This window comes from Streptomyces sp. NPDC096176 (assembly GCF_044763255.1).
In the GTDB taxonomy this organism is placed as follows: domain Bacteria; phylum Actinomycetota; class Actinomycetes; order Streptomycetales; family Streptomycetaceae; genus Streptomyces.
Genome location: NZ_JBIWFV010000001.1, coordinates 733,448 through 755,392, shown reverse-complemented (window position 1 = coordinate 755,392; position 21,945 = coordinate 733,448). Strand labels below are relative to the sequence as shown.

The window sequence follows — 21,945 nt, the reverse complement described above, 5'->3', positions numbered from 1 at the left end:
AACGCCGCGGTAAGGACTACAAGTGGAACTGGCCTATTACTCGGACTACGCCGTGCGCCTGGTCAACACCGAGGAGCCGGCTCGCAACAAGGACTCCCTCACCTCGGTCGAGGCCGTCCGCGAGCTCTTCGGCACGTCCTCCCAGGCCGCACGCCGTGCCACCGACTCGGACGTCACCAGGTTCCGGTCCGTACGGGGCCGGCTGCGCGCGGTCTTCGCCGCGGCCGACGCCGGCGAGGAGACCCAGGCCGTGGACCTGCTCAACTCGCTGCTGCTGGAGTTCCCCGTCAGCCCGCAGATCTCCGGGCACGACTACCGGGACGAGGACGGTCGCCCCAAGTGGCACATGCACCTCGCCGACCACCCCTCGAACGCGACCGCCGGATACGCCGCGATCGCCGCGATGGGGCTTGCGTTCCATCTGACGGAGCACGGCGTCGACCGGCTCGGCCTGTGCCAGGCCACCCCCTGCCGCAACGCCTACCTCGACACGTCCACCAACCGCTCCCGCCGGTACTGCTCCGACCGCTGCGCCACCCGCGCCAACGTGGCGGCCTACCGCGCCCGCAAGCGCCTGGAGACCGAGCGGCCGGCGAGCACGGGCCGCACGGCGGACGCCAGCCAGGAGACCACCTTGAGCACCGAGCGCTGATCCCGCGCGAGCGGCCGGAACCGGGTGCGCACCCGCCCGAGCAGCAGGTCGGGCGGCACCACCCCGAAGACCCGGCTGTCGCCGTCGGCGCCGGGGTTGTCCCCGAGCACCCACCAGCCCTCGTCGCGGCGCTCGACCAGCCGCTTGACGATGAGCAAGTCCTGCTGCAGCGGATGGCGGAGCACGGCCACGTCGCCGGCCCGGAGCGAAGCCCGGTAGTCGACCAGCAACCGGTCGCCGTGCAGCAGCGTCGGCACCATCGACGGCCCCATCACTTCGGCGAGCCCGAACCGCGCCCCCGGCTCCCGCCCCTGCTCGGTCATCAGCCACCTCCGACTGCCACTGTATGTTCGGCCACCGGTCCGACACGGACCCCGGACTTTTGACCTAAGCCCAAGGGGGCACCCGCAAAAACGGGTCCCTCACGGAGTAATGTCCCACCTGAGAAGACGATCACGAGGAAGGACAGCTCAATGCTCTCCCGCCTGTTTGCCCCCAAGGTGAAGGTCAGCGCCCACTGCGACCTGCCTTGCGGTGTCTACGACCCGGCCCAGGCCCGCATCGAGGCGGAGTCGGTCAAGGCCGTCCAGGAGAAGTACCAGGCCAACGAGGACCCGCACTTCCGCGCCCGCGCCACAGTCATCAAGGAGCAGCGCGCGGAGCTCGCCAAGCACCACGTCTCTGTGCTGTGGAGCGACTACTTCAAGCCCCCGCACTTCGAGAAGTACCCCGAGCTGCACCAGCTCATCAACGACACGCTGAAGGCGCTCTCGGCGGCCAAGGGGTCCACCGACCCGGCGACCGGCCAGAAGGCCCTGGACTACATCGCGCAGATCGACAAGATCTTCTGGGAGACCAAGAAGGCCTGATCCCGCGTCATCCTCCCGCACCCGGCCCGCAGGCTCCTCATCCGGAGACCACGGGGCCGGGTGCGGGCGTATGAGGCGGCAACTGGACGGGAAACCTCCGGTTCCAGTGCGGGGAGGGGGAGCCATCGACCTGCAGGGACAGACTCCGGCCGAAGGCCCGGCCGTGGCCTCGCTGCCCGGCCCGGCAGGGGAAGCGGCGTCGGAAGCGAGGTCGGGGACGGCGTCGGAGACGGCACCGTCGGAAACGGCCGGCCGGCTGCCGTCCGTTCTGGCACCGGCCGCCCTCGCCCTGGCCCTTGGACTGTGGGGCCTGACCCGGGACGGGTCGATGTGGCGGGACGAGTCAGTCACCCACCAGGTCGCGCACCGGAGCCTCGGTGAGATATGGGCGCTGCTGGACAACGCCGACGCCGTGCACGGCCTCTACTACGTCTTCATGCATGGCCTCTTCTCGGTGTGGGAAGGCGGTCCTGCCACCCTCAGGCTGCCGTCCGTGCTGGCGGTGTCCGCGGCCGCCGCTCTCGTCGGACTGACCGCCTTCCGCCTCGCGGGGCGCCGGGCGGGAGTGCTGAGCGGACTCGTGTTCGCGGCCACTCCCGAAGTGCAGATGTACGCGCAGGAAGGGCGCTCCTACGCGATGGTCTGCGCATCGGTCGCCCTTGCCACCTGTCTGCTGGCCCGTTCCCTGACCGGAGCCTCCGGCCGCATCGGCGTGCCCTACGTATGCGCCGTCCTCGCCGCCGGCTGGCTGCACGTCTTCGCGGCGCTCGCGCTGCTGGCGCACGGCATCACGGTCGCTCTCTCACGGGAGACGCCACGGCTCAGGCGGTCCTGGCCCGTGGCCGCCGGGTGCGCTTTCATCGGGCTGGTTCCGCTGGTCCTGTTCAGCATGGGGCAAACGGGCCAGGTCTCTTGGATCGGCGGGCCCAAACCCCGGGAGTGGTTCGAGATCGCGGCAGTGGCCCTCGTGGCCGTCCTGTGCGCCTGGTACCTCGCCTCGGGCGAACGGCATGCCCTCGTTCCGCGCCTGGCGCTGCCGCTCGCGGTCGTTCCGACGGCGGTGCTGCTGCTGGCCGCGGTCCACGAGCCCATGTACGTGGACCGGTACGTCCTGTTCACCAACGTCGGGTTCTCGTTGCTCGTCGGTACGTCATTGAGCGGGCTCCTCACGTCGGCGTCCGCTCTCGCGCCGCTGCGGAGCCGGGCCGCCCGCTCGGCGGCCGTGGCGGTCGTGGCCGCGGCCGTGGTCCTCGCGCTCACTCCGGTCACGTTGCAGATGAGGACACCCGACAGCCGGAAGGACGATGTGACGGCCATCGCTGAGGCGGTGCGTCAGGTCTCCGACCCGGGCGACGGAGTGGTCTTCGCCCCCGCGCGGCGCCGTGAGTGGCGGCTCTCCCACCCCGACGAGTTCGCCGGCCTTGTCGATCTCGCCCTGATGAGGAGCCCGCGGGCCTCCGCCACGCTCCAGGGCGTCGAGTTCCCGGCGGCCGAGATCCGCAGACGCATGACGTCCATGGACCGGATCGTGGTGCTGAGCGACCCCCCGGGGCAGCCGGAGGACGCCTTCGAGCAGGAGGCGGTCAAGCGCGAGGTGCTGCGCGCCGTGTTTTACGCGTGCTCGCGGACGCAGGTGAAGGGGGCTCAGGTGACGCTCTACTCCCGTTCCAAGTCCTGCGGCGAAACACCACAGGACGACTGAAGAGGTTTCAGGGGCCGGATACGGGCACGTAGTCCGCCGACGAGCGGCGTCCGGCCCCTTCAGGCCGCCGGGACGGAGGCCGGCGTGGCCGTTGCCAGGAGCGGGCTGTTGTGGCGCAGCAGCCACTGCCGGTATGCGGCGGACCGCATCGCCGCCTCCCGACAGGCGGCGGTCAGGTCCGAGTACACCGTCTCGTACAGCTCGGTGGACGCTCCCGGTCTGCAGAACAGCAGCAGCCGTACAGCCAGGGGGTCACCGCACAGCGGGCGGACGGCCATGTCCTCGCGCGGGGCGGAGGTCGGCCGGCAGGGGGCGACCACTTCGCCGACGGCGATCAGAGAGGCCGCGGTGTGGTAGTCGCCGTGCAGCACGGGCGGCTCGATACCGCCAGAACCGGCAGTACAACTCCACCCGCGTCACAGCCCATGAGACGGGTCACGTGCTCGGCCTGCCGGACCACTACTCGGGCCCGTGCAGCGAGTTGAGGTGGGGCGGCGGTCCGGGCACGTCGTGCCAGAACGCCTACCCGAACTCGCAGGAGCGTTCCCGCGTGAACCAGCTGTGGGCCCACGGGCTCGCGGCGGCGATCGCCAAGGTCTCCTGACGGGTCGCTGCTGACCGACCGTCTCCTGTCAGGAGTGGAACCACCGTGGGGCGCCCCGCAGCAGTGCACCAGGGGGCGCCCGCCACGTCCGCCACCCTGCCCCGTGACGGATGGCTTGATGGGGGAGGTCCGCCGCTCAGACGTCCGCCGGCGCTCGCCGGCCGAGCTGGGCTCCGGGCGGAAGCTGACGTCGGATGCGGCCGAGCGCGTCCTCGAAGTCGCCGTCCCCCACGCCCGCCTCGTACGCGGTGCCGTCGCAGTTCAGCGTCAGATTGAGATCCGCCCGGTCGAGGGGCGGGTCGCCCTGGGTAGGCTCTCCCAGCGTCAGCAGGCAGCTGAGCGTGGCCTGTTGCACCGACCCGTTCGCATGGACAGGCAGCGGCATGTCCCATTCCAGAACGCATGACGCCAGCACGTGGGGCGCGCCGACTGCCCGAAGGGCGGCGAAGGTGACACCTTGGTACTCAATGCCCCTGATGCGGGTGCGCAGTTGGCCGCCGCTCGCCGATATGGTGACCGATTCCGCGCCCTGCCGGTCGCGGTACCAGCCCGCCCAGGCTTCCGTAGACTCCGATGACATGCGCGGACTGTAGCGGTACCCGCGAACGCGCCGCGCCCCAGGTGCCCCTCAGGACGTACCGACCTCTCGGCCGGGCGACTCGTCGGGTGACTCGGCCGGTGACACATCCGCCGGACGGCCGCCGGGCGCTCCGCGGGAGGCTGCGCCGGACGAGTGACCTTCCGACTCCCCCTGAGGCTCACCCCCACCGGGAACGCCCCGCCCGCAGTCCGGATTGCGGCAGGGAGCAGGCTCCCACAGCGGGACGTAGGCCCCCAGCGTCTTGTGCCGCTTCACTACCGAACCCACAGGCTGCCCGCAGGTGACACATACACGCCGGCGCTGCGGATCATGACTGCTTCGGGATGCTTCACGTCCTTCACTGCCCATATCGACAGAATATGACGGTATGGACGACCCGGACAGTGCAACCACTCCCCTCAGCCCTGCCGGGCGTACTTCCTGACGATCACGCCGTTGTCGAAGGTGCGGACGGATCCGAGCGAGAAGCCGGTGAGACGGAACGGCGCCGCGAACATGGGCATGCCGGAGCCCAGGACGACCGGGTACGTCTTGATGACCAGCTCGTCGACCTCGTCGATCAACTGACCGGCGAGATGCGCACCGCCACAGAGATAGACACCGAGACCTTCCTCCTTCTTGAGCTCCCGGACCGCGCCGGACACGTCACCGGAGACGATGCGGACGTTCGGGTCGGGAGACTCGTGGATGCTGTTCGACGCCACGTACTCACTCAGGTGGGCATACGGGCTGGTTGTCCCGGCCTTCAGCGCGAGGTCGTAGCTGGCGCGGCCCTGTATGACCGCGTCGTACTCCGTGTTCGGCGCGCCGTCGACGCCGAGGGCGAGGCGGGCCGCGGTCGGCAGGGTGTCCGGGCACTCGCCCTTGAGGTACTCCAGAAAGTCGCCGTGCACGAAGTCGGTGAAGAAGTCGGCTTCGCCGCCCGGCGCTCCGATGAAGCCGTCGATGGATGCCGCGATGAAGTAGCTGAGCTTTCGCACTCTGATCCTCTGATCGTTGGGGTGCCGCAGTCGGCGAGGTCCGGCACCTTGCGCCGACTCTCAAACCACGTCATCCATAGTGCTTCACTTGCAGTTATGCGGCAAGTGCCTTTCACAGCTCACCGGTTGCGGCGGGTGACGAACTCGGCCAGCGACAGCAGATCGCCCGCCGTGGCCAGATCCGGGACCGCCTTCGAGAGCTCACCGACCGCACGCGACATCCGGTCCGCGGCGTGCAGTTGAGCCCAGTCCCGCCCTCCCGCCCGCTCCACCGCGGCGGCCGCCCGGCCGAGCGCCGCCGCGCTCATCGGTCCGCGGTACAGCTCCGCCAATTCTGCTGCGGCCGGAGTGCCGGAGGCCAGAGCGGCGACCACTGGCAGGGACTTCTTGTGCGCCGCGAGGTCCGCGCCGGCCGGCTTGCCCGTGCGCTCCGGGTCGCCCCAGATCCCGATGAGGTCGTCGATGAGCTGGAACGCCAAGCCGGCCTCCCGCCCGAACGCGTCCATGGCCGCCGCCGCCTCCTCACCCGCGCCCGCGTAGAGCGCACCGAGCGCGCAGGCGCAGCCGAGCAGAGCCCCGGTCTTGGCCGTCGCCATGGCGAGGCACTCCTCCAGGGTGACCTCGTGCGGAGCACGTTCCTCGAAGGCACAGTCGGCCTGCTGCCCCGCGCACAGTTCGATGACGCACGCCGCCAGCCGGACCGACGCCGCGACCGAGGCCGCGTGCCGGTCCTCCGCGAGCAGCCGCAGCGCCAGCGCCGACATCGCGTCCCCGGCGATGATGGCGTCCGCGGTGCCGAAGACCGTCCAGGCGGTGGGCCGGTGTCTTCGGGTGGGGTCCTCGTCGATCACATCGTCGTGCAGCAGAGTGAAGTTGTGGGCGAGCTCCACCGCCGCGGCGGCCCGTACGGCCTGTGCCGGGTCTCCGCCCAGCGCACGGCAGGCGGCGAGCACGAGCGCCGGCCTGACGGCCTTGCCGGCCGATCCGGCGGCCGGGGTGCCGTCGGCCTGCTCCCAGCCGAAGTGGTACATGGCGACCCGGCGCATGGAGCCGGGCAAGGACGCGAGGGCGGAACGGAGTTCGGGGTCGACCGCACTGCGCGTGCGCTCCAGGAGGGCCACTGCCTCCCGGCCCTCGACGGTGTCCGACATGGTCAACTGGGCGTTCCTTCCCCGGTGTCGGGTTTGCTCTCACAGTCACAGTCACAGTCGCGGTCGCGGTCGCGGTCGCGGTCGACGACGCGGTCACAGTCGGGGACGCGGCGACGCGGCCGCGTCCCCTCAGAGCTCTCGTGCGGCTCCTGCCGCTCTCGCGAGTGCGGCCTGATCCGGACGAGAGCCCCTCGGTCACATCTCCGGTCTCCCTCGTCCCCGGTAGGTCACCTCTGGGCAGGCCGCGTCACCGCCAGCGGCTCACCTCCACGTTCTCCAGGACGCCGAGCGCGTCAGGAACGAGCACCGCGGCCGAGTAGTAGGCCGTGACCAGGTACGAGATGATCGCCTGCTCGTCGATGCCCATGAAACGCACCGACAGGCTCGGTTCGATCTCGTCCGGAATGCCGCTCTGCCGCAACCCGATGACGCCCTGGTCGTCCTCTCCGGTACGCATGCAGATGATGGATGTCGTCCGGGCCTCGGAGATCGGGATCTTGTTGCACGGAAAGATCGGCACTCCGCGCCAGGCAGGCACATGGTGCCCCCCGACCTCCACACTGTCGGGGACCAGTCCGCGCCTGTTGCACTCACGCCCGAAGGCGGCGATGGCTCGCGGATGGGCGAGGAAGAGCTTCGAACCACGCCGGCGCGAGAGCAGCTCGTCCATGTCGTCGGGGCTCGGCACACCGTCGTGGGGCTGCAGCCGTTGGCCGTAGTCGCAGTTGTGGAGCAGGCCGAAGTCGCGGTTGTTGACGAGCTCGTGCTCCTGACGCTCGCGCAGCGCCTCGACGGTCAGCCGCAACTGCTGCTCCGTCTGGTTCATCGGCTGGTTGTAGAGGTCCGCGACACGGCTGTGGACCTTCAGCACGGTCTGGGCGACGCTCAGTTCGTACTCCCGCGGCGCCGCGTCGTAGTCCACGTACGTGTGGGGCACGACCGCCTCGCCGACATGGCCGGCCGACAGATCGATCGCCGCTTCGCCGTATTTGTTCGTGCGCTGGTGGGGCAGCGACGCCAGGCTCGCCAGATGCGTGCGCAGCGACTCCGCCCGGTCCGCCAGGTTGAGCACGTCGTCCCTGGTCAGGATCAGGACCGTACAGGCGGTGGCTGCGCGGGCGGTGTACTGCCAGGTGGCTTCGCGGTCCACCAGTGAGTGGTCGCCGAAGTACGCGCCGTCGGCGAGGACTTCGACGACCGCCTCGTCCCCGTAGGGGCCTTCGCCGACCTTCTCGACCCTGCCGTGCGCCAGCAGGAAGATCCGGTCCGCCGTCTCGCCGCCGGCCGCCAGCACCTGCCCCGCCGCGAACTCGCGCTGCTCGCACCGCTGCGCCAGCTCCGCGAGCGCCGCCTCGTCGCCGAAGTTCCGCAGGGCCGGCAGCTCGCCCAGCTCCGCGGGGATGACGGCGACCCGGCCCCCGGTCTGCACGAACGTCACCCGACCGTCGCCGACCGAATAGCTCAGACGGCGGTTGACGCGGTACGTGCCGCCTTGCACCTGCACCCACGGCAGCATGCGCAGCAGCCACCGTGAGGTGATCTCCTGCATCTGAGGGGCGGACTTGGTGGTGGTCGCGAGATTCCGCGCGGCTGCGGTGCCGAGACTCTGCTGCGGCGCCTGGGACCGAACGTCCTCGCCGACGGAATCAACCGAACCAACCGTCATGAGACTTCCTCTCGATCATGTTCTGACCTGCAGGGGAAAGCCTTTCAGTACGTTGCGTAAGTACACCATTACACAAATGAGTGGGACTGGATCATCAGGAGCTGGGCAGTGGCCGGATGGGCTCGCACACCCGGCCACAATGAAGGAATGTCCCGGAGAACACTCGCCCCCCGTGCCACACTGCGGCCCCGACTGCCCTCGCCCTTGCAACCGGTCGAGGACGAACGTTTCTCCCGGCACGGCGTGCGGCTGCTCCTCAAGCGCGACGACCTGATCCACCCCGACCTGCCCGGCAACAAGTGGCGCAAGCTGGTCCCGAACCTGCGGGTCGCCGCCGGCAGGCCGGTGCTCACCTTCGGCGGTGCGTACTCCAATCACCTGCGCGCCACGGCCGCCGCCGGGCGTCTGCTGGGTTTTCCCACGATCGGCGTGGTGCGGGGCGACGAACTCGCCGCGCGGCCCCTGAACCCGTCCCTGGCCCGGTGCGCGGCGGACGGCATGCGCCTGCTGTTCGTCGACCGCACCACCTACCGCGCCAAGGACGCCCCCCAGGTGCGGGCCCGCATCCTCGCGACCCTCGAAGGCGCGGCGCCGCACGACGTGTACGTGGTCCCCGAGGGCGGCAGCAACGGTCCCGCTGCCGCCGGCTGCGCCGACCTCGGCCGCGAGCTGCGCGGCCTCGCCGATGTCGTGGCCGTCGCCTGCGGGACCGGCGGCACCCTGGCAGGGCTGGCCGCCGGGCTGGACGGCAACCAGCGCGCCGTCGGCTTCCCGGTCCTCAAGGGCGGCTTCCTCAGTGCAGCGGTACGCGCCCTGCAGGACGAGGCCTTCGGCGGGCCGGTGGGCAACTGGTCGCTCGAGGAGCGGTTCGACTTCGGCGGTTACGCCCGTACGACCCCGGCGCTCGAGCGGTTCGCCGCCGATTTCGGAGCGCGGCACGAACTTCGCGTCGAACGCGTCTATGTCGCCAAGTTGCTTTACGGACTCGCCGAGATGACCGCCGAGGGCGCGTTCCCGCGCGGCACGACGATCGCGGCGGTCGTCACCGGCCACGACGACGGCACGACACCCGCTGCCGGCCACGAAGACAGTGCGGCACTCCAGGCCGACGACAGCACGGCACCCGGCGCCGGTTGACGGGCTCAGGCCGTCTCCTCCCGGAAGGCCGTCGCCTCCTCCAGGTCAAGCCTGCGCAGCAGCGTGCGCAGCATCTCGTCGTCGATCTGGCGCCGGTTCCGCAGTTCGACGAAGACATCACGCTCGGTGGAGATCATCTCTCTGGCCAGCCGCCGGTAGGTGTCGTCCGCGGACTCCCCCGTCACCGCGTTGACCGCGCCGAGCCGCTCCCAGACCGAGTTCCTGCGGCGTTCCATCACGGTTCGCAGCCGGTCCGCAAGCGGCCCCGGCAGCTGGTTGCGCTCGTCCTCGAGCAGTTCCTGCAGCCGTCGTTCCGCTGCGGCGGAGGCCTGGTTCTGGGCCTGCGCCTCGGCCAGCGTCTGCGCTTGGACGTCCCGCCCCGGGAGCTTCAGCAAGCGGATCAGTGGCGGCAGCGTGAGCCCCTGCACTACGAGCGTTCCGATCACCGTGGTGAAGGTGAGGAACAGAACCAGGTTCCGGGCCGGGAAGCCCTCCCCGCTCGACGTCGTCAGCGGGATCGAGAAGGCGATCGCCAGGGAGACCACGCCGCGCATTCCCGCCCAGCCGACGATCAGCGGCGCCTTCCAGTTGGTGTCCGGTTCGCGTTCCCTGATGCGCCGGGACAGCATCCGCGGCAGGAAGGTGGCCGGATAGACCCAGACGAACCGCACGACCACCACGGCCACGAAGACTCCCGCCGCGTACAGAAGGGCCTCTCCCACGCCGTAGTCGCCGAGCTCCTCCACCACGATCGCCAGTTGCAGCCCGATCAGCGCGAAGACCGTCGACTCGAGGATGAAGGCCACCATCTTCCACACGGCTTCCTCCTGGAGCCGGGTGGCGAAGTCGACCTGGTAGGAGTGGTGTCCCAGATACAGAGCGACGACGACCACGGCGAGGACACCGGAGGCGTGGACCTGCTCCGCGGCGGCGTAGGCGATGAACGGGATGAGCAGCGACAGGGTGTTCTGCAGGAGCGCTTCCTTCAGGTGCTTGCGCAGCCAGTGGATCGGGATCATCAGGACAAGACCGACGCCGACGCCGCCGACGGACGCCAGGACGAACTCCTGGAAGGCGGAGCCCCAGCTCGCGCCGGCGCCGATCGCGGCGGCCAACGCCACCTTGTAGGCGGTGATCGCGGTGGCGTCGTTCACCAAGGATTCACCTTGGAGGATCGTCGTGATCCGGGGGGGCAGACCCATCCGACGCGCGATGGCCGTGGCGGCGACCGCGTCCGGCGGCGCGATCACCGCACCCAGCACCAGGGCCGCCGGCAGCGGCAGGTCGGGCACCAGCAGATAGGCGAGGTAGCCGACGGCCACCGTCGCGAACAGGACATAGCCCACCGAGAGCAGGGCGACGGGCCGGAGGTTGGCCCGCAGGTCGAGGTACGAACTGTCCAGGGCCGCGAGATGCAGCAGCGGAGGCAGCACCAGCGGCAGCACGATGTGCGGGTCGAGGTGGTAGTCCGGAACGCCCGGCACGTACGAGGCGATCAGCCCGGCCGCCACCAGCAGCAGCGGCGCCGGGATCGGGGTCCTGCGGGCCGCTCCGGCCACCGCGGCGCTCACCGCGATCAGCCCCACCAGCGACAATGCTTCCATCACACCGACCTCACGTCCGTCACAGCCGTCGTAATCTTGGCAATCATGAGCGAGTGTGTGCACGTAGCAGAAATGCCGCGCCCCGAGCCGGTGCCGCTGGCCGACACCTGCCAGGAGTGTTTGGCCCTCGACAGCCATCCCGTCCAGCTCCGGCTGTGCCTGGTCTGCGGGCATGTGGGCTGTTGCGACTCCTCGCCGATGCAGCATGCGAGCGCACACTTCAAGGAGACCGCGCATGCAGTGATGCGCAGTTTCGAGCCGGGGCAGGTGTGGCGGTGGTGTTTTGTGGACGGTTCGATCGTCTGACGCGTGGGTACGTCAACCATCCCCCGGGTCCGCTCAATTGACTGGCGCAGACCTCTAGCCACTGTGTGTACTCATGGTCTTACATTGAGTGACACTTGTCGGCCCTGGGGGTCCTGGCGACACGGCACCATGGATCGCGATAGCGTCGCCAGGCCAGACCTGGCTGCGTGATCGACCACGTAACGCACGGCCGCGGGCCTTTGCCCCGGCCCGGAAAGAGCTTGTGCCACCTTGGAGGTGAGGGTGTCCCAGATCGCAGGCGAGCCCGGGACCCAGGACTTCGTGGAAGTCCGGCTGCCCGCTGCGGGTGCCTACCTGTCCGTGCTGCGTACGGCCACTGCCGGCCTCGCAGCACGTTTGGACTTCACCCTCGACGAGATCGAGGATCTGCGGATCGCGGTGGACGAGGCGTGCGCGATCCTGCTGCAGCAGGCCGTTCCCGGTTCCGTCCTGAGCTGCGTGTTCCGGCTCGTCGACGACTCGCTCGAGGTGACGGTGTCCGCGCCCACGACCGACGGCCGGGCGCCGGAGCGCGACACGTTCGCCTGGACGGTGCTCTCGGCACTGGCCGGCAAGGTCGACTCGTCGGTCGCCGACGACCGCACGGTCGCCATCAGTCTGTACAAACAGCGCGGCGCGGGACCCGGGCCGGCGTGAGCGACGGAAACGGGGTCGGTCCGATGCGGGAGGACGAGGAGCGAGGCCCCAGGGTGCTGAGCGCGTCTGCCGGCATCCCTGAGCAGCAGGCACGGCCGCACCCGGTGGTGGACGAACCGGATGGCCGTACGGCCTCGGCAGAGCAGGCGGACCGTATGAGCGAGCAGCAACAGGATCAGCGGCATGATCCTCATGACCGCAGCGGCGCACGGGCGATGTTCATCGAGCTGCGCACTCTGCCCGACGGATCGCCCGCGCGGGCCGAGCTGCGCAACCAGCTCGTACGGATGCATCTGCCGCTGGTCGAGCACCTGGCGAGGCGGTTCCGCAACCGCGGGGAGCCGCTGGACGACCTGACGCAGGTCGCGACGATCGGTCTGATCAAGTCGGTTGACCGGTTCGATCCGGATCGCGGTGTCGAGTTCTCGACATACGCGACACCGACGGTGGTCGGCGAGATCAAGCGCCACTTCCGGGACAAGGGATGGGCGGTGCGGGTGCCGCGCCGGCTGCAGGAGCTGCGGCTCGCGCTGACCACCGCGACCGCCGAGCTCTCCCAGCAGCACGGCCGCTCACCGACGGTGCACGAGCTGGCGGAGCGCCTCGGCATCTCGGAGGAGGAGGTCCTGGAGGGCCTGGAGTCCGCGAACGCGTACTCCACGCTGTCCCTGGACGTCCCCGACACGGACGACGAGTCCCCGGCGGTCGCTGACACGCTCGGCGCGGAGGACGAGGCGCTGGAGGGCGTCGAGTACCGCGAGTCCCTCAAGCCGCTGCTGGAGGACCTTCCCCCGCGGGAGAAGCGCATCCTCCTGCTCCGCTTCTTCGGGAACATGACCCAGTCGCAGATCGCGCAGGAGGTCGGCATCTCGCAGATGCACGTCTCCCGTCTGCTGGCCCGCACGCTGGCGCAGCTCCGCGAACGTCTGCTGGTCGAGGAGTAGCCCCCGGACCGGCCCGCGTGATCTGCCCGGGCCGTGCGACGTCCGCGCTGCCGGGCGTCGCACGGTCCGGGTGGTGCGGCATCCGGCCCGGTGGCGCGCCGCCGGGCCCCGTTGGTGCAGCGGCCCGCCTTGGTGCCGCTTCCGATCAGGCTCGTCCGGTGCCGGCTACGCCTCGTCGCGGGCGCTGCCGCGGATGCCCAGGGCCGCCGCCGTCTTCGGGTTCACCAGGAGCACCAGCCCCGTCACCGCCACCGCCGCCAGGACCACGCCCAGCGGGATGAGGGCTCCGGAGGCGCGCAGCAGGGTCCACGCCGGAATCAGGGCGATCAGCTGGGTGATGATCGCCGGCCCCCGGCTCCAGCTGCGCTGCCGCAGCAGCCCCCGCGCCGCCGCCAGCGGGATCACGCCGAGCACCATGAGCGTCAGGCCGCCCATCTCCGCCGAGGACGGACTCTCGGGCCGGCCGAGCAGACCCATCACGAGCATGTAGACGCCGCCCGCGACCAGCGCCAGCCCCTCGGCGCCGCACACCGCGGCCGCCGCGGTCAGGCGGGAAGGACGAGCGGGCTGCGCGGGGCGGGGGGAGGTCTGGTCTTCGCTGCTCACCCCTGCAGGGTAGCCGTCGGCGCACGCCGCCCCGGAAGGCCGGGGCCCGCCGTCAGAGGCTTCGAGGGAGCGTGGAGAGACCTGCCGTCGACGGGAGGCCCGGGAAGGCCGGGGCTGGGCCGAGTACCCCCCAGTAGGTACGCTGCATCGCATGCGCGCACTTCTCGTGGTCAATCCGGCAGCAACCACCACCAGTGCCCGCACGCGTGACGTACTGATCCACGCACTCGCCAGCGAGATGAAGCTCGAGGCCGTCACCACGGAGTACCGGGGGCACGCCCGCGATCTGGGCCGCCGGGCCGCGGAGGCGAACGACATAGACCTCGTCGTCGCCCTCGGTGGCGACGGCACGGTCAACGAGGTCGTCAACGGGCTGCTGCACCACGGCCCCGACCCCGACCGCCTTCCCCGCCTCGCCGTCGTCCCCGGCGGTTCCACGAACGTCTTCGCCCGCGCCCTCGGTCTGCCGAACGACGCCGTCGAGGCGACCGGCGCCATCCTGGACGCGCTGCGCGACCGGACCGAGCAGACGGTCGGCCTCGGACTCGCAGCCGGCACCCCCGGCACCGAGGACGAGGGCGTCCCGCAGCGCTGGTTCACCTTCTGTGCCGGATTCGGCTTCGACGCCGGCGTCGTCGGCCGGGTCGAACAGCACCGCGAACGCGGCAAGCGGTCGACGCACGCCCTCTACATCCGCCAGGTGATGCGTCAGTTCCTGGACGACCCGCACCGCCGCCACGGGACGATCACCCTGGACCATCCGGGCGCGGAGCCCGTGCGGGATCTGGTGCTGTCCATAGTCTGTAACACCTCTCCCTGGACCTACTTGGGCAATCGCCCTGTGTACGCGTCACCGAGGGCCTCCTTCGACACCGCTCTCGACGTGCTCGGACTGAAGAAGCTCTCGACCCCGGCCGTGGCCCGTTACGGGACTCAGCTGCTCACCTCGAGTCCCGAGCGCGGACCACGCGGAAAGCACGCGGTCACACTTCACGACCAGACGGACTTCACCTTGCATTCAAAGGTCCCGCTGCCCTTCCAGATGGACGGTGACCACCTGGGGCTGCGTACTAGCGTGACGTTCACAGGCGTACGCCGTGCACTGCGTGTGATTGTGTGACCAGAAGGACCGAAAGTCCTTTATCTCGAACGTATGGGCCAGCCTCCACCCCATAGAAGTACGGCTGTGACCTAGTCGACACCGAGGAATCAAAAAAAACTTTCCGGAAGGGGTTGTATCCGCCGCCGAGGTTTGCGAATCTCTACATGGCGATCGGGACGGCCCGCAACATCGGCCCCACAGACCGCCGGAACCCCTCCACGAATCCAGGACCCAGCGCCGGGCAACTGGCGATCGGCCCTTCCCTTGTTCGGGGATTCGTGAAAGCGTTCACATTCACAAGCAACCCTGCATGTAATACCAAGGAGAGGTAGCAGCCATGGACTGGCGTCACAACGCCGTTTGCCGCGAGGAAGACCCCGAGCTCTTCTTCCCCATCGGCAACACCGGTCCTGCGCTGCTGCAGATCGAGGAAGCCAAGGCCGTCTGCCGTCGCTGCCCCGTCATGGAGCAGTGCCTGCAGTGGGCGCTCGAGTCCGGCCAGGACTCCGGCGTCTGGGGTGGCCTCAGCGAGGACGAGCGCCGCGCGATGAAGCGCCGCGCCGCCCGCAACCGGGCGCGTAACGCCAGCGCCTGACGCCCCCTGCTACCGGCCTCCGCCGGCGGCGCGTACAGAGAGTGCGCATTCACCGCCTTCGAGCCGCAGCGCGCAGTACCACCCGATGCGCATTCGCACATGCGAGCACGTGAGCTTCGAGCCCCGGACCGTGTCACACGGTTCGGGGCTCTTCGCTGTGCACCCGGCCACCGCGGCAGGCCGGGGCGGCCAGGGCCCCGGCCTGCGCCGGATGGCGAAGCCGGCCCAGAGCCCCGGCCCCGTCGGTGCCGACCGGCCTCAGCGCTTGTCCGCCGGAACGGGGATGTCGAGGACGACCCGGGTGCCGCGCCCCGGCTCCGGAACCGGCACCATGTCGAAGGTCCCGCCCAACTCCCCCTCTACCAGGGTCCGTACGATCTGCAGCCCCAAATTCCCGGCGCGCTTCGGGTCGAAGCCCGCCGGCAGGCCGCGGCCGTCGTCCTGAACGGTGATCAGCAGCCGGGCGCCGTCGGCGCGCGGCTCGCCGCGGACCGCGGACACCTCGACCGAGCCCTGCTCCCCCTGCGCGAAGCCGTGTTCCAGGGCGTTCTGGAGCACCTCGGTCAGCACCATCGACAGCGGCGTGGCGATCTCGGCGTCCAGGATGCCGAAGCGGCCCGTGCGCCGGCAGTCGACCTTGCCGGGCGAGATCTCCGCCACCATCGCGAGCACGCGGTCCGCGATGTCGTCGAACTCCACCCGCTCGTCCAGGTTCTGAGACAGCGTCTCGTGGACGATCGCGATAGAACCGACCCGCCGCACCGCCTCGTTGAGTGCCTCGCGGCCCCGTACGGAGTCCATCCGGCGCGCCTGGAGGCGCAACAGGGCCGCCACCGTCTGGAGGTTGTTCTTCACCCGGTGGTGGATCTCCCGGATGGTCGCGTCCTTGGTGATCAACTCCCGCTCGCGGCGGCGCAGTTCCGTCACGTCCCGCAGCAGCACCAGGGAACCGATCCGTACACCCTTGGGCTTGAGCGGGATCGCCCGCAGCTGGATGACGCCGCCGTTGCCCTCGACCTCTGTCTCACGGGGGGCGTAGCCGCTGGCGATCTTGACCAACGCCTCGTCGACCGGTCCCCGGGAGGGTGCGAGCTCGGCGGTGACCTGACCCAGGTGCTGTCCCACGAGGTCGGAGGCGAGACCGAGACGGTGGTAGGCGGACAGGCCGTTGGGGCTGGCGTACTGGACGATGCCGTCCGCGTCGAGCCGGATGAGCCCGTCCCCCGCGCGCGGCGAGGAGTCCATCTCGACCTGCTCGCCGGGGAACGGGAACGTTCCGGCGGCGATCATCTGAGCCAGGTCGGAGGCGGACTGGAGGTAGGTGAGCTCGAGCCGCGACGGGGTGCGCACGGTGAGCAGGTTGGTGTTGCGCGCGATGACGCCGAGGACCCGGCCCTCGCGGCGTACCGGGATGGACTCGACCCGCACCGGCACCTCCTCGCGCCACTCGGGGTCCCCCTCGCGCACGATGCGCCCCTCGTCGAGCGCGGCGTCCAGAAGGGGGCGGCGGCCGCGGGGGACGAGGTGGCCGACCATGTCGTCCTGGTAGGACGTGGGGCCGGTGTTGGGCCGCATCTGGGCCACGGAGACGTAGCGCGTCCCATCGCGGGTGGGAACCCACAGGACCAGGTCGGCGAAGGAGAGGTCGGAGAGGAGCTGCCACTCCGAGACCAGCAGATGGAGCCACTCGAGGTCAGTCTCACTCAGAGCGGTTTGCCGGCGTACGAGATCGTTCATGGAGGGCACGTCTGCGAGGGTACCCGCGGGCCGCGGCGCCGTGACGGGACCCTCAACCCGTCCGGCACCGCAGCCCGGAGTTGCCCGGCCGACGGGTGTGCGGTCCCGCTCGGCCGTGTGGAGGTCTCGGCGCAGTCAGGGCAGAGAGCGTCGGGGACCTCGTTCCACCCTCCTGTGCGGGGAGGGCGGAGGCTTCTACCGCCTCATTGTGGACTAGACCATTCGGCCTGTCCATGCTTCGGCGGAGTTTAGTTCCGCCACCATACTTATGTGCGGCCGCTGATGCACCTGTCCCTGCACACGCGCTTGTCACAGCGGGCGGGGAACGACGGGCGGGCCCCTCATCACACCCGCCCGTCGCGATCACGGCCCCCGCCGTACGGCCCGCTCGTCAGCGCGTCTCCGTCACCTTGGCCAGCGCCCTGGGCGCGTCCGGGTCCTGCCCGCGGGCGATGGTCACCTCGTAGGCCAGCAGCTGCAGCGGAAGGATCTCCAGAATCGGCTGGAGCTCCTCCGGCACCCGGTCGGTCGGCAGCACGAAGCCCGCCGACGCCGCCTCGACCTGGGCGGCCGGACCCACCACGAACAGGTCCGCGCCGCGGCCGCGCAGGCGGTCGAGCACCGGCTGGAGCGCCCCTCCGCCCCTGCCGTCGGGCACCACCGCGATGACCGGGGAGACGTTGTCGACCATGGCGAGTGGCCCGTGCAGCAGATCCGCGCCGGAGTAGGCGAGGGCGGGGATGTAGCTGGTCTCCATGAGCTTGAGCGCGGCCTCCTTCGCCGTCGGGTAGCCGTAGCCCCGCGACGTGATGACCATGCGCTCGGCGAAGCGGTAGCGCGAGGCCAGGGCACGCACCTCCTCCTGGCGGGCGAGGACCTTGGCCGCGAGCTCCGGCAGGGGCTCGGCCTCGGTCCCCTCACCGCCGCGAAGGCCCTCCACCAGCAGGTAGAGGGCCATCAGGGAGGCGGTGTAGGTCTTGGTGGCCGGGAGCGCCTTCTCCGGGCCGGCCATGATGTCGATGTGGAACTCGGAGACCGCGGCCAGCGGCGAGTCCGGGTTGTTGGTCACCGCCAGTGTGATCGCACCCGCGTCCCGCGCCGCCTTCGTGGAGGCCACCAGGTCCGGGGAGCCGCCGGACTGGCTGACGGTGATCACCAGGACGTCGGTGAGCGAAGGCCGCGCGCCGTAGGCGGTGGTGGTGGACATGGAGGTCAGTCCGCACGGCAGTCCGAGCCGGATCTCGAGCAGGTACTTCGCGTAGAGCGCGGCGTGGTCGGAAGTGCCGCGCGCCGTCAGCAGGACGAAGCGCGGCTCCTTCGCGGCGATCGCCGCCGCCACCTCGCGGATGCGCGGCGCGCCCTCGTCGAGGATCCGCCGCAGGACCGTGGGCTGCTGTGCCATTTCGCCGGACATGATCCGGCCCGGGTACTCCTCGTCCTCGTGGTACTCGGCCGACGTCGTGGCGGACATGCCGATTGCCTCCAGGTGGCGCTCCAGGGTGCCGGGCTCCGGGGCTTCCCGGCCCTGGCCCGGCACGGCACGGTCCGCGGCGGTCAGGTCCCGGCTCCCCTGCCGGTGATGACCTCCGCGGCGGCGCGCCCGCAGACGCGGGCCGCGCCATGGGTCGCGATGTGCACGGCCCCCATGGGCGCCGCCCGGTTCAGACCCATCTCCACGACGACCGTCTCGGGACGGGCCGCGAGGAGGGCTTCCAGGGCGTTCGCCATCCACGGGTGGCGGTGGACGTCGCGTACTACGGCGACGATCCTACGGTTCGCCGCCGCCTCCAGCACATTTGCCACCAAAGCGGGCGTACTCGCTCCGTCCGCATAGGTGTCCGTCCCGGTGCCGGGCAGCAGCGCGGCCAGTTCGGCGGCCACGCCCCACGGCGTCTCGTCGCCGACCGCGATGTTGGCGACCGGGGTGAACGCGGCGACGTAGGGGGCTTCGGTGACCGGCTCGTACGGCAGCTGCCCGGGGGTGACGCGCACCGCGCGGCGCGCGGCGACAAGACCGATCTCCGCGTCGGAGCCGGGCGCGGTCCCCTCCTGTGAAGCCGCGCCCGGCTTCGCTGCAGCCCCCCTGGCCCGTCGCGTCCAGTCGGCGAGGGCACGCACGCGCGCCGCCGCGTCGGCCAGCCGCTCCTCGGGCAGGTCGCCGCTGCGCACCGCACTCACCAGCGCATCGCGCAGCCGAAGTACGGTCTCCTCGTCGGCCAGGCCGCCGCCGACGCAGATCGCGTCGGCTCCGGCGGCGATCGCGAGGACCGAGCCGCGTTCGATGCCGTACGTGGACGAGATGGCCTGCATCTCCATGCCGTCCGTCACGATCAGCCCCTGGTAGCCCAGCTCTTGGCGCAGCAGACCGGTGAGGATCTGCGGGCTCAGCGTCGCGGGACGGTCGGGATCGAGCGCGGGAAGAAGGATATGCGCGCTCATCACCGCTTTGGAACCCGCCGCCATCGCCTCACGGAAAGGAACCAGCTCACGGGCGTGCAATGTGTCGAGATCCACATCGATGCGGGGCAGCGCGTGGTGCGAGTCCACACTGGTGTCGCCGTGCCCGGGAAAGTGCTTGGCGCAGGCGGCCACGCCGGCGGACTGCAGGCCCTCTACGTAGGCGACGGTGTGCCGCGCGGCGAGCGCGGTGTCGGCGCCGAACGACCGCACACCGATGACAGGATTGTCCGGGTTCGAGTTGACGTCCGCGGAGGGCGCCCAGTTGAGGTCCACCCCGCACTCGGCGAGCCGGCGCCCCAGTTCGCGGGCGACGGCGCGGGTGAGGTCCACGTCGTCCACGGACCCCAGTGCGTAGTTGCCGGGGAACGACGAGCCGCCCTGCACCTCGAGCCGGGTGACGTCGCCGCCCTCCTCGTCGATCGCGACGAGGACGTCGTCCCGCTCCGCCCGCAACTGGCTTGTGAGCGCGGTGAGCTGATCGGGCGAGGTGATGTTGCGGCCGAACAGACCGACCGCCGAGAGCCCTTCCCCGATCTGCCGCAGCAGCCAGTCGGGGGCGGTGGTGCCGACGAAGCCCGGCTGGAGGACGGTGAGGGCGTCGCGGGTGAGCGTGCCGGACGAACCGCGTACCAGAGTCGTCATGAGGAGGCGTTATCCCTTCACTGCGCCCGACGTGAGGCCCGCGGCCATCTTCTTCTGGATGAACATGAAGAAGGCGACCACCGGGATGGCGATCAGCGTGGAGGCGGCCATCAGTGCGCCGTAGTCCACACCCCGCTCGGTGGTGAAGCTCATCAACCAGACGTTCAGCGTGTACTTGTCGTTGTCCTGCAGCACCACGTACGCCAGCAGGTACTCGTTCCACGCGTTGATGAGCGAGTAGATGGAGGCCGCCGCCAGGCCGGGGGCGAGCAGCGGGAAGACGACCCTCCAGAAGGCGCCCATCTGGCTGCAGCCGTCCACCATGGCGGACTCCTCCAGCTCCTTCGGGATGTTGATCACGAAACCGCGGATCATCCAGGTCGCGAAGGGCAGCGTGGAGACCAGATAGATGATCGTCACGCCCCAGTACTCGTTGAGGGCGCCCAGGTCGTTGAGCTGGAGGTAGATCGGGATCAGCATCGCGGTCGGCGGCAGCAGCTGCACCAGGATCAGCACGACCATGAAGGCCTTGCGGCCCATGAACCTGAAGCGGCCGATCGCGTACGCGGCGACGGTGGCCATCACCATGGCGCCGACGAGGGCGGTCACGCAGATGATCAGGCTGGACTTGATCGCCGTGCCGAAGTTGGCGTAGTCGACCGCTCGGCTGAAGTTGTCGAAGGTGATCGACGAGGGCCACAGGGTCTGGTCGTAGCTGCGGATCTCGTGGTTGGGGCGCAGTGCGCTGATGACCAGCCAGTAGACGGGGAAGATCATGACCACGAAGGTCAGCAGGCCGAAGGCGTTGTAGACGATCCGGCTCTTCTTCTTGTGGTCGGGCCGGATGGCCTTCGGTGCGGAGGTGATGGCGCTCACTCGACCTCTCCGATCTTGAGCAGCTGGCGCAGGTAGTACACGGCGACGCCGGAGAGCAGCAGCACCGTGATGAGGGAGATGGCGGCGCCCTGGCTGAAGGAGTTGGACTCGAAGGCCTTGTTGAAGGCGTAGAGGCCGAGGACCTCGTACTCGGGCTCCGGTTTGCCGCCGCGCATCAGCCAGACCTGGCCGAGGACGTTGAAGTCCCAGATCACCGAGAGGGTGGCCACCATCTGGAAGACCGGCTTGATGACCGGGAAGACGACGTAGCGGAAGTTGCCGAACGCTCCGACGCCGTCGATGGCGGCGGCCTCCTCCAGTTCCCTGGGGACCTGGGTGAGGGCCGCGTAGAGGGTGATGGCGACGAACGGGACAGCGCCCCAGACCACGACCGCTCCGATGACCAGGAAGCCCTGCTTGTGGTCGAGGAACCAGTTGTGGCCCTGGAAGTCCAGACCCAGGTACTTGGTCAGGACCATGTTGGCGACTCCGTAGTCGGAGTCGGAGAACCAGCGGAAGATCGAGGCCGCCACCATCAGGGGGATCGACCACGCGGCGATCAGGCCGGCGGTGACCAACAGCCGGGCCCAGGTCGACATCCGCTGCATCGTGAGGGCGACGGCCAGGCCGAGGGCCAGGGTCGTCACGACGCACGCGGCCATGAAGACGACGGTCAGGACGACGGAGTCCCAGAAGGCGGCGTCGCCGAGGATGTTGGTGAACTGCTCGAGGCCCACCCAGGGGGCCGGCTCACCCGTCCACAGTTCCTTGCGGCCGACGTCCTGGAAGGACATGACCGTCGTCTTGATCAGTGGCCAGACGAACACCGCCGCTATCGCGACGATCGTGGGCGCGATCAGCAGATAGGGCAGGAGCGCGCCACGGGACCTGGCGGCCTCGCGCGTCCGCTTGCTGGATGGCTGGGGGCCGAGGTCCTCTGGGTGCCGCGGAACGGGCACCGCCGGGTCGGCTGACGTGATGTCGGCGGCACTCACCTGTGCTGGGCCTTCCGTTCGGAAACCGGTACCGGAGTGCGGGGGCGGCAGTCCGGGCG

At 70.0% G+C, this 21,945-nt stretch carries 21 protein-coding genes and 2 pseudogenes; 10 read left to right on the top strand and 13 right to left on the bottom strand.

The genetic code is table 11. The features are described from left to right. Window positions 1–22 precede the first annotated feature (22 nt). Entirely contained in the window at window positions 23–652 is a 630-nt protein-coding gene (locus tag ACIQ7Q_RS03655) for a CGNR zinc finger domain-containing protein (protein ID WP_403855844.1), read from the top strand. Here ACIQ7Q_RS03655 and sodX read toward each other — a convergent pair. Continuing rightward, window positions 556–975, bottom strand: a complete 420-nt coding sequence (sodX, locus tag ACIQ7Q_RS03650) for a nickel-type superoxide dismutase maturation protease (RefSeq protein ID WP_403855842.1) — start codon at window positions 973–975, stop codon at window positions 556–558. The genes ACIQ7Q_RS03655 and sodX overlap by 97 nt on opposite strands. Window positions 976–1,125: 150 nt before the next feature. Between sodX and sodN the strand changes: the two genes are divergently transcribed. Together sodN and ACIQ7Q_RS03640 are read left to right on the top strand one after the other, a co-directional pair. After that, window positions 1,126–1,521: a superoxide dismutase, Ni gene (gene sodN, locus ACIQ7Q_RS03645; protein WP_100109020.1), complete on the top strand. Its 396-nt coding sequence runs from the start codon at window positions 1,126–1,128 to the stop codon at window positions 1,519–1,521. A gap of 163 nt (window positions 1,522–1,684) precedes the next feature. Next, window positions 1,685–3,223, top strand: a complete 1,539-nt coding sequence (locus ACIQ7Q_RS03640; protein ID WP_403855840.1) for a hypothetical protein — start codon at window positions 1,685–1,687, stop codon at window positions 3,221–3,223. A gap of 59 nt (window positions 3,224–3,282) precedes the next feature. Here the strand turns inward: ACIQ7Q_RS03640 and ACIQ7Q_RS03635 are convergent. Beyond that, a pseudogene (locus ACIQ7Q_RS03635) lies at window positions 3,283–3,618 on the bottom strand (LysR family transcriptional regulator); the annotation flags it as partial. Between ACIQ7Q_RS03635 and ACIQ7Q_RS03630 the strand changes: the two are divergent. Continuing rightward, a pseudogene (locus ACIQ7Q_RS03630) lies at window positions 3,606–3,827 on the top strand (snapalysin family zinc-dependent metalloprotease); the annotation flags it as partial. The pseudogenes ACIQ7Q_RS03635 and ACIQ7Q_RS03630 sit on opposite strands and share 13 nt — an antisense overlap. 136 nt (window positions 3,828–3,963) lie before the next feature. Here ACIQ7Q_RS03630 and ACIQ7Q_RS03625 read toward each other — a convergent pair. The 4 genes from ACIQ7Q_RS03625 to ACIQ7Q_RS03610 all read right to left on the bottom strand — a co-directional run bounded on the left by ACIQ7Q_RS03625 (window position 3,964) and on the right by ACIQ7Q_RS03610 (window position 8,225). Then, a complete protein-coding gene (locus ACIQ7Q_RS03625) occupies window positions 3,964–4,407 on the bottom strand; it encodes a DUF6304 family protein (RefSeq protein ID WP_403855838.1) in 444 nt (147 codons plus the stop codon). A gap of 419 nt (window positions 4,408–4,826) precedes the next feature. Then, the gene (locus tag ACIQ7Q_RS03620) at window positions 4,827–5,408 is read right to left on the bottom strand and encodes a dihydrofolate reductase family protein (RefSeq protein ID WP_403855836.1); all 582 of its coding nucleotides are present in this window, start codon (window positions 5,406–5,408) and stop codon (window positions 4,827–4,829) included. Window positions 5,409–5,527: 119 nt separating this feature from the next. Continuing rightward, window positions 5,528–6,559 (bottom strand): family 2 encapsulin nanocompartment cargo protein polyprenyl transferase, encoded by a 1,032-nt coding sequence (locus ACIQ7Q_RS03615; protein ID WP_403856421.1) that lies wholly within the window; start codon window positions 6,557–6,559, stop codon window positions 5,528–5,530. Window positions 6,560–6,806: 247 nt separating this feature from the next. Next, a complete protein-coding gene (locus ACIQ7Q_RS03610) occupies window positions 6,807–8,225 on the bottom strand; it encodes a family 2B encapsulin nanocompartment shell protein (protein WP_403855834.1) in 1,419 nt (472 codons plus the stop codon). A gap of 147 nt (window positions 8,226–8,372) precedes the next feature. Here ACIQ7Q_RS03610 and ACIQ7Q_RS03605 point away from each other — a divergent pair, with 147 nt between their 5' ends. Beyond that, window positions 8,373–9,362, top strand: coding sequence for a 1-aminocyclopropane-1-carboxylate deaminase/D-cysteine desulfhydrase (locus tag ACIQ7Q_RS03605; RefSeq protein ID WP_403855832.1), 990 nt, complete (start codon window positions 8,373–8,375; stop codon window positions 9,360–9,362). Between the two features lie 5 nt (window positions 9,363–9,367). On the opposite strand, the gene ACIQ7Q_RS03600 is transcribed toward ACIQ7Q_RS03605, so the two are convergent. Next, window positions 9,368–10,966, bottom strand: coding sequence for a Na+/H+ antiporter (locus ACIQ7Q_RS03600; protein WP_403855830.1), 1,599 nt, complete (start codon window positions 10,964–10,966; stop codon window positions 9,368–9,370). Between the two features lie 45 nt (window positions 10,967–11,011). Between ACIQ7Q_RS03600 and ACIQ7Q_RS03595 the strand changes: the two genes are divergently transcribed. The 3 genes from ACIQ7Q_RS03595 (at window position 11,012) to ACIQ7Q_RS03585 (ending at window position 12,873) form a co-directional block, all read left to right on the top strand. Further along, entirely contained in the window at window positions 11,012–11,272 is a 261-nt protein-coding gene (locus ACIQ7Q_RS03595; protein WP_403855828.1) for a UBP-type zinc finger domain-containing protein, read from the top strand. A gap of 243 nt (window positions 11,273–11,515) precedes the next feature. After that, window positions 11,516–11,929, top strand: coding sequence for an anti-sigma regulatory factor (locus ACIQ7Q_RS03590; RefSeq protein ID WP_100111349.1), 414 nt, complete (start codon window positions 11,516–11,518; stop codon window positions 11,927–11,929). After that, window positions 11,926–12,873, top strand: a complete 948-nt coding sequence (locus ACIQ7Q_RS03585) for an RNA polymerase sigma factor SigF (protein ID WP_403855825.1) — start codon at window positions 11,926–11,928, stop codon at window positions 12,871–12,873. The genes ACIQ7Q_RS03590 and ACIQ7Q_RS03585 overlap by 4 nt, the downstream gene beginning before the upstream one ends. A gap of 165 nt (window positions 12,874–13,038) precedes the next feature. Here the strand turns inward: ACIQ7Q_RS03585 and ACIQ7Q_RS03580 are convergent, their stop codons facing one another. After that, the gene (locus ACIQ7Q_RS03580) at window positions 13,039–13,479 is read right to left on the bottom strand and encodes a hypothetical protein (protein WP_403855823.1); all 441 of its coding nucleotides are present in this window, start codon (window positions 13,477–13,479) and stop codon (window positions 13,039–13,041) included. 151 nt (window positions 13,480–13,630) lie between these two features. Between ACIQ7Q_RS03580 and ACIQ7Q_RS03575 the strand changes: the two genes are divergently transcribed. Both ACIQ7Q_RS03575 and ACIQ7Q_RS03570 read left to right on the top strand, forming a co-directional pair. After that, on the top strand, window positions 13,631–14,599 hold the full coding sequence (locus tag ACIQ7Q_RS03575; protein WP_403855821.1) for a diacylglycerol/lipid kinase family protein: 969 nt from the start codon (window positions 13,631–13,633) through the stop codon (window positions 14,597–14,599). Window positions 14,600–14,918: 319 nt separating this feature from the next. Further along, window positions 14,919–15,176 carry a WhiB family transcriptional regulator gene (locus ACIQ7Q_RS03570; protein WP_003953983.1) on the top strand — a complete coding sequence of 86 codons (258 nt, stop codon included), beginning with the start codon at window positions 14,919–14,921 and terminating at the stop codon, window positions 15,174–15,176. A gap of 258 nt (window positions 15,177–15,434) precedes the next feature. Here the strand turns inward: ACIQ7Q_RS03570 and ACIQ7Q_RS03565 are convergent, their stop codons facing one another. The 5 genes from ACIQ7Q_RS03565 to ACIQ7Q_RS03545 all read right to left on the bottom strand — a co-directional run bounded on the left by ACIQ7Q_RS03565 (window position 15,435) and on the right by ACIQ7Q_RS03545 (window position 21,886). Further along, a complete protein-coding gene (locus tag ACIQ7Q_RS03565) occupies window positions 15,435–16,913 on the bottom strand; it encodes a sensor histidine kinase (RefSeq protein ID WP_403856419.1) in 1,479 nt (492 codons plus the stop codon). 391 nt (window positions 16,914–17,304) lie between these two features. Continuing rightward, window positions 17,305–18,384: an SIS domain-containing protein gene (locus tag ACIQ7Q_RS03560; RefSeq protein WP_403855819.1), complete on the bottom strand. Its 1,080-nt coding sequence runs from the start codon at window positions 18,382–18,384 to the stop codon at window positions 17,305–17,307. 83 nt (window positions 18,385–18,467) lie between these two features. After that, window positions 18,468–20,015, bottom strand: a complete 1,548-nt coding sequence (locus tag ACIQ7Q_RS03555) for a glycoside hydrolase family 3 protein (RefSeq protein ID WP_403855817.1) — start codon at window positions 20,013–20,015, stop codon at window positions 18,468–18,470. Between the two features lie 9 nt (window positions 20,016–20,024). Next, on the bottom strand, window positions 20,025–20,891 hold the full coding sequence (locus ACIQ7Q_RS03550; RefSeq protein ID WP_403855815.1) for a carbohydrate ABC transporter permease: 867 nt from the start codon (window positions 20,889–20,891) through the stop codon (window positions 20,025–20,027). Continuing rightward, entirely contained in the window at window positions 20,888–21,886 is a 999-nt protein-coding gene (locus ACIQ7Q_RS03545; RefSeq protein ID WP_403855813.1) for a carbohydrate ABC transporter permease, read from the bottom strand. Before ACIQ7Q_RS03545 ends, ACIQ7Q_RS03550 begins: the two co-directional genes overlap by 4 nt. Window positions 21,887–21,945: the final 59 nt, after the last annotated feature.